Annotated in this window: 7 protein-coding genes; 5 read left to right on the top strand and 2 right to left on the bottom strand. The window is 57.9% G+C overall.

From position 1 onward, the window contains the following. Positions 1 to 26: 26 nt before the first annotated feature. The 5 genes from ACW55A_RS16415 (at position 27) to ACW55A_RS16395 (ending at position 10,594) form a co-directional block, all read left to right on the top strand. On the top strand, positions 27 to 5,111 hold the full coding sequence (locus ACW55A_RS16415; RefSeq protein WP_455807785.1) for an RHS repeat-associated core domain-containing protein: 5,085 nt from the start codon (positions 27 to 29) through the stop codon (positions 5,109 to 5,111). A 361-nt stretch (positions 5,112 to 5,472) separates the two neighbouring features. Next, positions 5,473 to 6,027 carry a fimbrial protein gene (locus ACW55A_RS16410; RefSeq protein ID WP_083188424.1) on the top strand — a complete coding sequence of 185 codons (555 nt, stop codon included), beginning with the start codon at positions 5,473 to 5,475 and terminating at the stop codon, positions 6,025 to 6,027. Between the two features lie 163 nt (positions 6,028 to 6,190). Next, a complete protein-coding gene (locus tag ACW55A_RS16405; RefSeq protein WP_498811045.1) occupies positions 6,191 to 6,880 on the top strand; it encodes a fimbrial biogenesis chaperone in 690 nt (229 codons plus the stop codon). A 37-nt stretch (positions 6,881 to 6,917) separates the two neighbouring features. After that, positions 6,918 to 9,431 carry a fimbria/pilus outer membrane usher protein gene (locus ACW55A_RS16400; protein ID WP_455807787.1) on the top strand — a complete coding sequence of 838 codons (2,514 nt, stop codon included), beginning with the start codon at positions 6,918 to 6,920 and terminating at the stop codon, positions 9,429 to 9,431. Positions 9,432 to 9,478: 47 nt separating this feature from the next. Then, positions 9,479 to 10,594, top strand: a complete 1,116-nt coding sequence (locus ACW55A_RS16395; protein ID WP_498811044.1) for a fimbrial protein — start codon at positions 9,479 to 9,481, stop codon at positions 10,592 to 10,594. Positions 10,595 to 10,634: 40 nt separating this feature from the next. Here the strand turns inward: ACW55A_RS16395 and ACW55A_RS16390 are convergent, their stop codons facing one another. Continuing rightward, a complete protein-coding gene (locus ACW55A_RS16390) occupies positions 10,635 to 12,113 on the bottom strand; it encodes a hypothetical protein (protein ID WP_498811043.1) in 1,479 nt (492 codons plus the stop codon). Positions 12,114 to 12,278: 165 nt separating this feature from the next. Further along, the gene (locus tag ACW55A_RS16385; protein ID WP_498811042.1) at positions 12,279 to 14,477 is read right to left on the bottom strand and encodes an autotransporter outer membrane beta-barrel domain-containing protein; all 2,199 of its coding nucleotides are present in this window, start codon (positions 14,475 to 14,477) and stop codon (positions 12,279 to 12,281) included. Positions 14,478 to 14,656 lie beyond the last annotated feature (179 nt).

The following is a 14,656-nucleotide window of genomic DNA, read 5'->3' as shown; positions in this document are numbered from 1 at the left end:
ACGCATCAATCAGCGAGGTCCGCTCCATGGCTGCTTCCACTTCCGTGCACTCCAACGCGCTCAATTTCATGAGTTGTCTGAAAAGCGGCGTCGACCCACGCACCGGGCTTTACAACATATCGATCAGCATGCCCGATCTGCAGAGCAATGACCTGCGCGGGCCAGGGTTCCGACTCGACCTGTCCTACAATCAGCTCAATACGCTGGACAGCGGCTACGGCCTGGGCTGGAACCTGCAGTTGTCGCAGTACGACCCTGCCACCCAGATCCTGTCCCTGAGCACAGGCGAGACCTTCCGGGTCGACGGCACCGGCAGCAACGGTCTACTGACGATGACCGAGAAGAAAATTGACACCTTCCACTTCTACAAACAGGACGATACGTCTTACCGGGTGGTGCACAAATCAGGTCTGATGGAAATCCTCAAGCTGCACAGCAGCGGTAATAAAAAAATGGCCTGGGCGGTAAAGATCATCGCCCCGTCGGGACACAGCATCGCGCTCGAGCACACGGTGTTCAACAGCAGCACCTACAGACTTGCTTCGATCACTGACGACCTGGGTCAGACGCTGTTGGCAATTGCACGCAGCAGTACATCCGTCGAGCTGAAACTGCATCCGTACGCGGGCACTGGCGGTACTCCACTGGCGCGCTTTTTGATGACCCTCACCGGCACAAAACACGTAACGTGCATCACCCTGCCCACCGAGAACAATGCGTCGTGGCGCTTCGAATATGCCCTGAAGAACGGCAATCAGTTATGCATCAACCATGTAGAGACGCCCTCTGGAAGCAGCGAAGAAATTTACTACCAGGATGAAGGCCATGCGTTTCCATCCAGCGCCGCTCGCCAGCCCATACCCAGAGTGACAAGACACATCACCGATCCCGGCCTCAGTCAGGCAAAGGTCGATGTGCGATATACCTACAAGGACGGCCAGCAACGCTCACGAAATTTTCTCGGTGCCGGGTTGCCCATCGCCTGGAAAGACGACGGCCTGGACAACCTCTATAAATATCTGCAGGAGTACAACTATGTCTGTACCGAAAGCCTGTGGGTCGACAACAAGGCCGTGCGCAGCATAGAGCGCACCTTCAACCGCTTTCACTTGCAGACCCGCGAAGTCACCACCCAGAACAAAAACCAGCAAACGGTCACCACCGCCTACAACATCCTGGAGGACGTGCATTACTCCAGACAGCCCGACGATTGTCAGCTACCCAGCGAAGTCACCACCCGTTGGCAACGGCTGGACGAGCCTGAGCGGACGCGCACAGAAACCGTCACCAATACCTATGACCGTTACGGCAATCCGCTGGTGCATACACGCGCCGACGGGATCCAAGAAGTCAGCAGTTGGTACCCGGCCGCCGGTGGCGACGGTTGCCCGGCCGATGCGGAAGGGTTTGTCTCACGACTGAAAGAAAAAGTGGTCAAACCCGCCCTGTCGTCGCAGCCCGGGGCCCCTACCCTGTCCAAACGTTATCGCTACAGCACGCTGCCTGCACTGACCGGCAGCGAGTTACCCGACTGGATCGTGCCGGAAACCGAAACACTGCTGCAGCTTGAAAGCGATGGAACCTCTGTGGAGTTGCAAAAGATCCTGCTGGAGCACATCAACCAGCCGGACGCGCCTTTCCAGCATGGTCGAACCGGGAAAAATATCGAGTCCCTGAATGGAAAGGACACCGTTACCGTCTACGAGTACAGCCACGCCAGCATCAGTCACAGCAACAGCAACAACCGCAAGAACAAGGGTAAGGGCAACAACAAGGACAACAGCGAACACTTGCAGGTCCCGGTACAGCTGATAGAGATCACCACTATCGGCTTCGACAATGCCCGCATAAGCAAGCAGCAACAGCAGTCGTTGTTGACCGGCCAGGTGCTGATGACCCTGGAAGAAGGCGTGGAGATCCGCTATGCCTATGACGCGCTCAACCGGCTTACCAAGGAAACGATCGCACCGAATTCAAGTGCTGGCTATGAAGCCAGTCGCGAGTACGAGTACACCCTGTGTTCCGCTCCGGGACAGCATGCAGAACAAGTGCTGACCGACGCCCGCAAGGTCAGGACCCGCTCTGTCATGGATGGCCTGGGCCGGGCAATACTCGAGGAACGGGACCACATCGACAGCAATGATCTGAAAGCGATGCGCATGATCCATACAGCGCAATACAACGCCTGGAACAATGTGCAATACGAAATGGATTACGACTGGTTCGACAACCAGCAACGGTTCACCACGCAAAGTACCTACACCTACGACGACTGGAACCGCCAGTCTGTCATTACCTCGGATCACGGCGTGCAGACCCACCAGTACTACGACCCCATCGGCAGTGAAGAACATAACGGTCCGGTCCAGAAGACGTGGGTGCAAAGCAGTGACGCAGAACCTCTGATCAGTGGTCGTAGCGAGACCTGGCTGAACATGTTCGGCAAACCGGACAAGATCAAGAGCCAGAACGCAGCAGGAGAAGATCTGGGCTCACAAACCTTTCTCTACGACGGAATGGGGCGCTGCACGCAGCAGACTGACGAGTCAGACGACACAACCCTGTTCAGCTATGACGCCTGGTCGCGCATGGTCAGAACACGCTTGCCGGATAGCAGCGAGGCACATCGTGAATATGAACCGTTCAGCACCACCGAGCTGCCGACCAGCCTGAGCGTGATTCATCGGGACGGTATTACCAAAACCCTGACAGGCGAACAGAAGTTCGACGGGCTGGGCCGTCTGACACGGGCGCAGGCCGGGCAACGTGTGGAGCACTACAAGTACGAGGATGGTCAAATGCAGGTCAAAACCCGCACGACGGCCATGGGTGATGCCATCAGCTACACCTACAAGCGGGAGCTCACCGACCAGATCGTCTCCAGTACTGCACCGGATGACGCTGCCCGTTTCGACTATGACAACGTCAGTGCCCGCCTGGTCTCTGCCACTAATCAGCAGGGCAAGCGCGCTTACGCTTATGACGCGCATAACCAGCTGACCAAAGAGACCTGGGAAGATCTGCAAGGCCGGACCTGGCAAACCCTGCATCGGACATCCTTGCAGGGCCGTACGATGTATCGCACCGATGTCGAACAAAAAGAGGTCAAAAACCCGGTTAAAGACGTAGTCAAGGGCCGGGTTAGAGGCGGCGTCAAAAACAGTGTCAAAGGCGTGGAAACGACTTACCGGTATGACACGTTCGGCCGACTCGAAAGTGCCGCTCAGGGCAACGTGGAGGTGATCACCCGGTATGACACACTGGGTCAGCCCTGCGAGATGACAACCCATGACATCGTCGCCGGGACCCGCCTGATAAACCGTATGGAATATGACGACCAAGGGCAGGAAGTGCTCAGGACGCAGATTGCCGGCAATCACCCTGTACGTACGCTGGAACAGCAATGGCAACCGGACGGGCTCATGCAAAGCCGCCACTTGCGGGAAGCGGGCAACACGCTGCTGCTGGAAGAGTTCAGGTATGACACCCGAGCCCGGCTGACCGGCATCACCTATTCAGGCAGTAAGTTGCCAGTGCACGCTTCCGACAAGGCGATGCTCAGCCAGACGTTCACCTTCGACGAGCTGGACAACATGACCCTGAGCTATACCAAATTTGCCGACGGCAACACTGAAACAGCCACTTTCCGCTATGGCAAAGAGGGTGACCCCGACTCCGAGGACCGATGCCAGTTACTGGGCATCACCTACAGACCTCCACGGGACACGCCGGACCCGACGTTCAGCTATGACGCCAACGGCAATCAGTGCACTGACGAGCATGGCAACCAGTTGCACTACGACAGCCAGAGCCGCCTTCTTCGGGTGGCAAAACCGGCGGGTGAGCCCATCAACACCTACACGTACGACGGCCATAATCATCTGGCCACCACCCGCAATGGCAGTGACAGCGAAATACTGCGTTTTTATCAGGGCCAGCAGTTGGGCAGCACGGTGCAGGACGACCGACGTACTCAGTTTCTGCACATTGACGAGCAACCCATAGGCCAGCAGATCATCGGAGAACCTGCCAAAACCCTGCTGTTGCTGACGGATGCGAACCAGAGCGTTCTCGGTGAGTTCCAGCAGGACACGTTGCGAACGGCTGTCTACAGCGCCTACGGAGAACGCCACAGCGATGACGTGCTGCTCAGCGTTGCCGGGTTCAACGGCGAGGTGTGCGAAACAGATACGGGCTGGTACCTGCTGGGCAACGGCTACAGAGCCTACAACCCGGGCATGATGCGTTTTCACAGCCCTGACTTCTTGAGCCCCTTTGGTGCAGGCGGGGTCAACCCCTATACCTATTGCCTGGGCAATCCCATTGCCTGGCGCGACCCCACCGGGCATGACGCCAGCTCCCAGAGTGGCAGGCTGCGACGACCCGATGAGGATGAGATACCTGCAGAGATGTCGGGGGGGATTGGAATGATGACCTGGGTCATGCTTGCGGTTGGCGTAGCGTTCACGGCAGCAGGTGCCTACGCGACATATGCATCGTTTGGATTGGCCGCGCCCGCCTCGGTTCCTGTAACGGTCCTGGGTATCACGATGACCTCACAGGCGGCGGCCTACGTCGCAACCGGGGTGCTGGCGGCAGGGACCGTTCTGGGTGCTGCATCAACGGCTGCCACTGCTTATGGTGCAGCGAAAGGAGATAACACAGCCCTTCGGATAGGGGAATACGTCGGCTACGCCGCGATACCTTTGGACGTCGGTGGGATGCTATTGAAAAGTGCGGTTAAAAGCGCGCTCAAGGCTACGACCAAGGCTTTAGACCAAGGAAGTAAGATAATGAGGAGATCACTTGACGATTTGCAGGCCGCGCCTGGAATAGCTGCGCGACGTGGGTCTGCCCCAGCGAATTTGGCCGTACCCGGATTGGTTAGGGATGGGGAGATTCCAAGAGCGTCCGTCTTGAGGGGTGTGCCACCTCAACCGAACCCGCGGCCGACGAAAGGGCCTAACGCCAGGGTCAACCAGCAATCGGCAACTAATACAGCAGCATCCAGTGGCCCTTCATGGCTTCTACAGCGAACGGCTTTTCTTAAACGGATTCCCGGTTTAGGGCCAAACGTATTCCAGGTTATACGCGATATTCGCATGTACTAAAGCTGAACTTCCCGCCGCTGACAAAAAACTCGTGACTGTCGGCGGCATTTCAGTCATCGCCTCTAATTCTATACCGTTACATTTGCCCTTTGGGTTCTCTGCCCGAACAAAAAATCACAGCCCCATGAAAAACCCGGAACAACATAAAACTCAAGATTTTAAATGCATGACACTAGTTTAGGAAATATCCTACACCTCCCGCCATTAAACAAAGTGCTTCAGAGACTTTGCAACTAACGCTCCTGCTGTAAACTCCCGCCCCGTCATGACACACAACACAAACCGTCTACCAAGACACCATAAATAGTTACATTTTTAGTCCTGCAACTTTAATACTTATAAGGTTTTAATCGTGAACAAAATGCTATCCGTATTGGGCCTTGCTCTGGCGACTACACTGACCGGCACTGTCGCATCCGCCAACCCCGGCCCCGGCACCATCCGTTTCGAAGGCAAGATCACCGCCACCACCTGCCCTATCGAAGTGGTCAATCCGGGCGATGGCTCTATCGGCAACGTGGTGAACATGGGCTCTATCGAAGCCAACCGTTTCACCGGCATCGGTGACGAACTGTCTGGCAAGAGCTTTGCCCTGCGCGTCAATGACGACGGCAGTTGCGGTCTTACGTCTGGCGGCGCCGCGAACACTGCCAAAGTCACCTTCATCGGCGCCCCTGACAGCAGCGGCGACTACTTCGGCGTCACCCCTACTGTCGACGGGGCAAAGGGCGTTGCGATCGTGATCAAGGACCAGACCGGTACCGCCATCAAACCAGGCGACGCCTCGGCGCCTTATCCACTGGTCGAGGGGGGTGTCACCGACATGGTGTTCAACGCTTACTACCGTTCGACACTGGCTACCGTTCAACCCGGTGCTGCTTCGGCGGATGTCCAGTTTGTTGTCGCGATCAACTGATACATCGACCCACTCGCTCACTGTGTAAGGATCAATAGTCTTTTCACGTGAAGCATCTTCACTACGTTCAGGTCCGTTCGGATCTGAACGTACAAGGTAACTTTCCATGATTTGCCAACAGGCTTTTAAAAGACCTGCCCTCGCGGGGTGCATGATGTTATTCATGTGCGCAGCTTATATACCCGCCAGCCAGGCAGCACTGACCGTCAACGCAACGCGTATAGTGTTCGACGGCGACAAGCGCAGTACGTCGGTGGTCATATCCAATCCTAGTGATCGCCCGTTCGCGGTGCAGACCTGGGTAAATACGGAGGCAGACGACACTGTCACCGTCGTTCCATTCGCACCTTCGCCGCCACTTTTCCGCCTTAATCCGGGCAAGGAACAACAGGTACAGATCAATGGCCAGCCCCACGACCTGCCCTCTGATCGTGAGTCATTGTTCTACTTTAACGTGCAGGAAATACCTCAAGCCGACTCTTCGCAAGGCAATGTACTGAATATTGCCCTGCGTACCCGTATCAAACTGTTTTATCGCCCGGTTCTGCTGACTGACAACCCCATTGCCCGCCTCAAGGACCTGCAATGGTCGGTCCGGCAGATTGCCGGCAAGGCAGAGCTGACCGCCATGAATCCGACGCCCTTTCATGTGTCGTTCATTCGCCTCGACGTCTCCGGCGGTGGCAGGACTGAAAAGGTCAGTGAAGTCGCCATGCTTGGCCCGTTCAGCTCTCGCCATTACACGCTCAACGAAACGAAAGCGGTACCGGGCCTGCAGGTGGTGTTTGCCGCGATCAACGATTACGGCGGCTACAGCCAGCCGCAGACAGCTACGGCCACGCTGACTGACTGAAACAGCGCTGGCACGCTTCATCCCCAGGACATTGAACATGACCCTATTACCCGATTCCGGGTTCATACCGGTGCGCCTGCGTTTTATGCAGGTGCTGATTGTGTGCGGCAGCGTGACCGTTCCGCTGGAACTGACCAAGGCGGCAACACCTGTCAATTTCCAGTCCGGCTTCCTGCGTCAGGGCCAGGACTATGACAGTGCGGCCGCGGCCAGCGTGCTGAACCAGTTGTCAGTTGTCGAGAGCCTCGGGCCAGGCGACCATTGGGTAGAAATCCACGTCAATATGCGCTATTTCGGCCAACGGCAGATCCGTTTCGATGCCGACCCGCAAGGCAACGGCCTGCTGCCCTGCCTGTCGTCGGAATTGCTTGAGCAGATCGGCGTACGCCTCGACAGTCTGGCCGACCCGGCCTCGTTGCAAGTCGCCTGTGTCGCGTTGGGGCAATTGATTCCGGACTCCAGGGTCGTACTCGACGGCGGCAAACTGCAACTGTCGATCTCGATACCGCAGATCGCCATGCGCCGCGATGCCAACGGTCGAGTGGACCCGGCGCTTTGGGATTACGGCATCAACGCCGCCTTCATCAATTACCAGACCTCGGCGCAACAGACGACCCACAGGGAGACAGGCACCAGCAGCAGCGCAGACCTGTACCTAAACACCGGTATCAACCTGGGATCATGGCGATTGCGCAGCAATCAAAGCGTGCGCCAGGATGCACAGGGACATCGCGAATGGACCAGAGCCTACGCTTATGCACAGCGCGACCTGCCCGGCACGCACGCTAACCTGACCCTGGGTGAAACCTACACCGGTGGCGATGTCTTCCGGAGCGTGCCGATCAAGGGCGGGTTGATCAAAACCGATCAGGAGATGCTCCCCGATTCCCTGCAGGGTTACGCACCGGTGATTCGTGGCGTGGCGCAAAGCAGGGCCAAACTCGAAGTGCTGCAGAACGGATACCCGATCTACTCCACGTATGTCAGTGCGGGCCCCTATGAAATAGATGACCTGAACACGGCGGGCAGCGGCGAACTGGAGATCGTGCTGACCGAGGCCGATGGTCAGGTCCGGCGCTTTACCCAACCTTACTCGACTATCAGCAACCTGTTGCGCGAAGGCGTCTGGAAATACAGCACAGCCCTGGGCCGCTTCAACGGCGCCTACGCCACCGAGCATCCCTGGCTGTGGCAAGGCACTCTGGCCGTTGGAACAGGCTGGAACTCGACCCTTTATGGCGGACTGATGACCAGCGACTTCTACCACGCCGCTGCACTGGGCGTGTCGCGGGACATGGGCCTGCTGGGGGCAATGGCGTTCGATGTGACCCGGTCACGAGCCAATATCGATCAAACCGTTCGGTCCAGCGTGCAGGGCATGAGTTACGCCATCAAGTATGGCAAGGCGTTCACTACCCATACCAATCTGCGCTTCGCAGGTTATCGCTACTCCACCGAAGGCTATCGGGATTTCGACGAAGCCGTCAGTCAGCGCAGCAACGACGCTACGTTCACAGGCAGCCGCCGAAGCCGTCTGGAAACTTCGATTCATCAAAGAATCGGCGCACGCAGCAGCGTAGGTCTGACGCTGTCGCAACAGGATTACTGGGGCCGCGATATCGAGCAGCGGCAATTTCAACTCAACGTCAACACCCATCGTGCCGGGATCACCTACAACTTCTACGCCTCACAGTCACTGAGCGTAGACAGTAGCCGCGGCAACGACCGGCAGTTCGGCCTGAGTATCTCGATGCCCCTCGACACCGGCCATTCGAGTAATGCCACACTCGACCTGCAGAGCAGCGCCAATCGCCACAGTCAACGGGGCAGCCTGAGCGGCAGCTTCTATGAAAACCGCGTCAATTATCACGCCAGTCTTAGCAACGATGACGGCAAACAGCAAAGTGCAGGCCTTGCGGCAGGCTATCAGGCGCCCTTCGCCAGCCTCGGCGCCGGCGTGACCCAGGGCAATGATTATCGAAGTGCATCAGTCAACGTCAGTGGCGCCTTGTTGCTGCATGCGGACGGCATCGAGTTCGGCCCGAATCTGGGCGACACCATCGCCCTGATCGAAGTACCCGATACACCCGGCGTTGGCATACAGAACGCTACCGGTGTCAGGACCAATAGTCGCGGCTACGCATTGATGCCCTATCTGCGCCCCTACCGCTATAACCCGATCACCTTGCAAACCGACCGACTGGGGCCCGAGGTGGAAATCGATAACGCCAGTACTCAAGTGGTACCTGCCAAGGGGGCCGTGATCAAGACCACCTTCGCTGCGCGCAAGGTGACGCGCCTGGTCATCAATGCAACCACTGACAGTGGCAAGCCGCTGCCATTCGGCGCCCAGGTCAGCGATGCGCAGGGCAACATCCTGGGCATCGCAGGGCAAGGCGGGCAGATTTTGCTGTCTACCGGCATGCAGGTCCAAACCCTCGATGTCCGCTGGGGTGAGAAAAGCGACCCTCAGTGTCGTCTGCACATAGACCCCGCGGGCATGCCTCTGGCCAAGGGTTACCGAATGCAAGACATGACGTGTACCCAGTGACATCAGATCTGAGCCGTCCGCGACATTGTTATTTCAGGAATCACCCCATGAACACTGCATTGAATGCCCTGCTCCCCAGTCTGATCCTGTTGGGGACCAGCTATAGTGCTGCGGCTTACTCCGAAGAACCGGATGACACACCGAGCAACGATTGTTATTGGGTTTCCTCACCGGGAATAAAGGATTACCGGCGCGACATCGGCACGCTCTACGTCCCCAAAGACGCCGCAGTGGGTACCTTTATCGGCAGCATCGATATGCTTAACGCCACACCAGACCAGGCAGGCCTGGAGGCGGCCTGCAAAAATGACGGCACGGCGCTTCTGGAATTCAACGCTACGGCAACGGCTCCGATCTTTCCGGGCACGGTGGCCCCTATAAACGGGGAAGACCTCACAGGCAAGATACTGCAAACCAATATTCCGGGCGTCGGGGTGCGGGTAAGACTGGAGTTTCCGTATGACAGGAACTGCCCCAATTGCTTCACGCCTGTAGGTGGCAGCGCCTCCGTTCCGTTCATCGGCCTCAACGACCACGAGAAAATGCTCACGAGCCTGCGTTTTCTTCATCTGAACAACTATGTCACGCTGGTCAAGACCGGACCGATTCCCTCCGGCCCCAATGTGCTCAATGGCAGTGAACTGTTCTCCGGAAGCGTGACAACGCTTGGCAGGATCATGAAGTTCGGGCTAACCGGCACAATACTTCAGGCACAGTGCAGCGTCGGTGCAGATCCGGTCAGTGCCGACACGGTGCAGTTGGGTGAGTGGGACAGCGCTGACTTCACTGGTCCCGGTTTCACCACACCTGCGGTGCCATTCAGTATTGCGTTGAGCAACTGCGAGACCTATACGGGTGACGGCTTCGTGGCAACGGCGCATATCCAGCTCGATGGTGTCGAAGGCTCGGTCCCCGAGGGCCCTGTCGGCAGCGGGGTTTTCACCCTGACCAGCGATTCGGACGCCAAGGGCATGGGGATTCAGGTTCTCAAAGGTGATGGAGTCACGCCCATGGAGTTGCAGACCGAAGTGCCAATCATGGCGATCACACCCGGTAACGTTGTGCTGAACTTCTACGCCCGCTTCTATCAGACACAGGCCAGCAGCGCGATCCGGCCGGGCAAGGCCAAAGGAGCCCTCAGCTTCACGATGACCTACAAGTAGCAATGCATCATGGACTGCCAACTGGCGGTCCATGACCTCCTCAGGCATACAACGTGGTTCTGAGCGGTGGGAAAGGCTGCCAGGAGTGCGTCTGGTCAAAACTCACACGCACCCGGACATCCAGCTGAGTGCCGACCTGAAATGCCTGCAGATCCGTTTTGCTGATAACACCGGCGTCGATCTTATCGTCCACCCGCGGCACCGGGTATTCATCCAGAACGCCAATGGTCAACAACTCATTATCAGCACTGCTGACACCATGCACCTCGATGGTGAGGAACTGGTCAGTGCCCATGAATGACCAACTGTCGAGCGTGAACCGTGCGTAGCCTCCCTCGGCAATGTCCTGCAGGCTCAGACGCCCCCCGGAGACCTTGTCACACTGCACGACCGGAAAGCCTGTCATGACCATGATACTCAGCGTATGCAGGTCCGAAAGATAAGGCGGGGCGGCGCTTTTTTCGAATACCTCATAATAAACGGGGATCGACTTGCCGAAATGCTGGGCAATCTGTGTGGAAGGAATGTTGAACAGTCTCGAGTCTGCTACCTCCGTAAGAAAGGCCCCCACACTGCCGGGCTCGGCCCATTGGACGCGGACGGTGTCACCGGGAGCAATCACGGCACTCTCAGGTATCGATACCACGGCGCCCTGATAGGCATCCAACGGATCGAGCGTACTGGCGCTTGCCGAGCCTGACGCCTTCTGAACCCGCGGGGGTGGCAGCACACGCGGTACTGGCTGAGCACGCACCAGCAGCGAAACAGCCAGCGCACGGGGCCCGGCATTCCCCGAGCGATCCTTCAACCTGTAGCACACATAACGAATGCCATCGCCACTCTCGAGAACCATTTGCTTGTCGAAGGCAATATTGATCGTGCTACCGATGTCGGACGCTTCAAGCGTCAGGGTTCCGGTGTGCTCCGAGCCCGTCAGCGTACTGCTCCAGTACCAGATAATGAGATCCCCGGCGCTCGGCGAAAAATACGCGGGCACTTCGGCCAGCACGGTGTTGCCATGAGAGTCCAGCCAGGCCGAGGTAAGACCATCCCTGATGATTTCTTCCGGAAAAATCAGCGCCCCTTCGTCTGCGAATACCGGTGCCGTTTTATCAATGACAAAGGCCAGTGTTTCGGATTCGGTCTGCACCTGATTGGCGGTCTCGACGCTATAACGGAGTCGATGCTGGCCTTCGCCCAGGTATTGCTGCGCGATCATGATGAACAGATCGACAGGCTGTACAGGTTTGGTCCAGACCTTCTCCTCCAGCAGCAGGTCATTCCAGTACACGCGCAGATACTCAGGGTCGCCCGGAGTGGGCTCGGAGTTTTGCCACATGGGAAAATCGACCCGCAACGGCACGAGCCAGCCACTGCTGGGAAGCAGATTGGGTTCACCGCCGGGTACGTCAGGCAGGAGTTCGGCGATCACAGGCGGCGCAAGCAGCATGCTCTTGCGTCTTGAAGCCGGCCAGAAGAGGACTCTGATCCGTTCGATCCACTTTGAAATGACAGACATGAGCCAGGCCTCCAGTAGGAGAAAGCGGTGGCCGACCCGTTTGCCGACCGCCATGCCCGTCAGTTAACACCCTGTTTTTTTTTGCGGATACTGGCACAAGTGATAGGACCGTTGGCGCATCAGCGCCATCAATCAAGCATCACCCCCCCCCCCGCTTCGCTGTCGCTACCAGCTGTAACGCAAGCCTGCACTGGCGCCCCACGGCTGCTCGATGGCATCGCCATTGCTGTAATCGAAATCAGCATGCAACTGCAGGTTGTCAGACAGTGACACCGAAACGCCTGCCCCCAACTCGCCACGGGAACCGGAGAGGTCGTTACTGAAGACGTTGTCGTTGACCTTGACCTCGTTCCTGTTGACGAATTCGTGAGCCACGGCAACCCGCACGTAAGGTTGCAGCGTACGTCCCTGGCCCAGATCGAAACTGCGCCCCGCCGTCGTACCGACCTTGCCGAGCAGCGACCGGCTGCGGTCACCATCAGCGCGCATACCGTTGTCCAGTGCGTAGTCCTTGCCCTGAACGACCAGGCCCGCCAATTGGGTATAGGGTTCAAGAAAATAACCGTTGTTCAGTTTGATGTGCCGACCCAGTTCCAGCGACGCGCCAACCCCCAGATTGTCGTAGTTGCCGCGCGTGCGGGAACCATCGCTGAGATTGACTCTGGCCTTGTTTTTGAACTGATTGAGTTTGATCACGCCATCGACGTAGTAGCCGCTCTCGCTGTCCAGCCAGGTGCTGTAAGCGCCCAGCGAGTAGCTGTCGACCTTGCCACTGGCACCGTGATCCAGGCTGAGGTCGGACGAGCTCTGCCCGATCATCACACCCGCCAGCCATTGTCCCGACCCCACAGGCAGCTTGCCATCTGCGCCGAGAGCAACACCGTTCTGAACCTGCCGATATCCGAAGCCCGAGGCGTCGGCCACGTTGAGTTTGTTGCCGTAGGTCCGTATCCAGCCGCCGGAACGGGCCTCGTCCATGCGCAACTCGCCCATGCGCGAACGCAACGTGCTCAACTCCCCATACCAGACAGTCGGCGCCGTGTTGAACAACGCCATGACAGTCTGTGCGCCCGGGCTGATGGTCCGGGTGGCGGTATCCAGATACCAGTCGTTATCGCCCTGTTTGATCAGGTCATAGGACCAGGCGCCCAGGTCCACTGCGCCGCCTGAGAGCGAAAAGCTGGCATCGCCGGCTGCCGCATGCACGACGTGCAAGCTGGTATCGCTGAGCGGATCAGCCCCCGTGCTACCGATAAGCAAGGTATGACTGCCGGTCGCACTGCCCGTGATGTCAAGAAAGTCAGTGGTCTTGCCACCGAAATCCACGTCCATCATGAACGTACCATTCCCCGACAGGCTGGCGAGCGACAAGGTGTAAAACGAGGCCGCGTCGCCAAACCTGACCGATCCGCCGTCCATGGACAATTCATTCACCTGACCATTCTCGACCATCACCCACTGGCCCTGGCTACTGAGCGACAGGCTGGATACGTTCTCCAGGCGTCCGGTCAGGGTCGCGTTATTTTGCAGTGACAGGCTGGCGGTACTGCCCTCAACCGCCGATACGTCGCCCTGCAGATGGCTGTTGTCCACGGTCATGTGCGCCGTTGAGCCGTTGATCAACTCCAGTATCTTGCCATTGCCGCCGGTCAGCGTAGAACCATTGTTGACCTGGATATCGGCAGTCGCGGGCGCACCGGTGGGCGTTCCGACGATCAGCGCCGACCCGGTGATACCTTCGACCCGGGTTCCCTCAAGGACCAACAAATTGCTTGAGGGTACGGCCGGGTCAGCGCGCAAGCGCACGCCATATTGCTGCCCGGTGAGGGTACTGCCGGACGCCTTCACCGTGGAGTCAAACATCTCCATGCCTCTGCCATTGGTGCCGGTGGCCGTCACCGAAGTACTTTCCAGGGTCAGGTTGCTGAGCGAGCCGGCATTTATCCCGCGATTCGTGGCAGTGATCGTGCTGCCGATGACGGTGGCAGTGGAACCGACCAGTCGTGCACTTTCATTGCCCATCCCCAGGCCATCCGCACCACCTGTCAGGGCGCTGCCGACAATCAACGCATCTGCCCCGGTCAACGATACGGCTGAAGAGCTGGTGCCTGCACTGACCTGACTGCCAGTGAGCGTCAGCTGCGCCCCGGTGATCGTGGATATTTGCAGGGTTGTCGCGCCGTTGGCCGTCAGATTTCCGGTGCTGACAACCCGATAGCTGTCCAGCGGACCTGTTGCATCAATGGTCTGCGGCGTGTTGACAAGGATTTGCGCAAAGGCATGACTGCCAGGCAGCAAGGGAGAGAGAAAAATAACGGTTTTCAATGTCCATGAAAGCGGACGCAGCACGAATGGAGCATTCATGACGATGCATTACCTTGAGGTAAACCTGGTTGAACCCCGTGAAGACTGCCCGAAAGCGGTCTCGGGAGAGAGGCCGAAAGACTACGGGGATCCAACCGAATGCTCTGTAGGACGTTTCCTAGGTAAACGTAGGGAGGTTCTGACAGCAGAAGATCGTCGGGGAAAATACCAATAAGCGT

Source organism: Plantibacter cousiniae (nom. nud.) (genome assembly GCF_977070315.1).
Note: the sequence above shows the minus strand (reverse complement) of the source record. Positions and strands in the feature narration are given on the sequence as shown.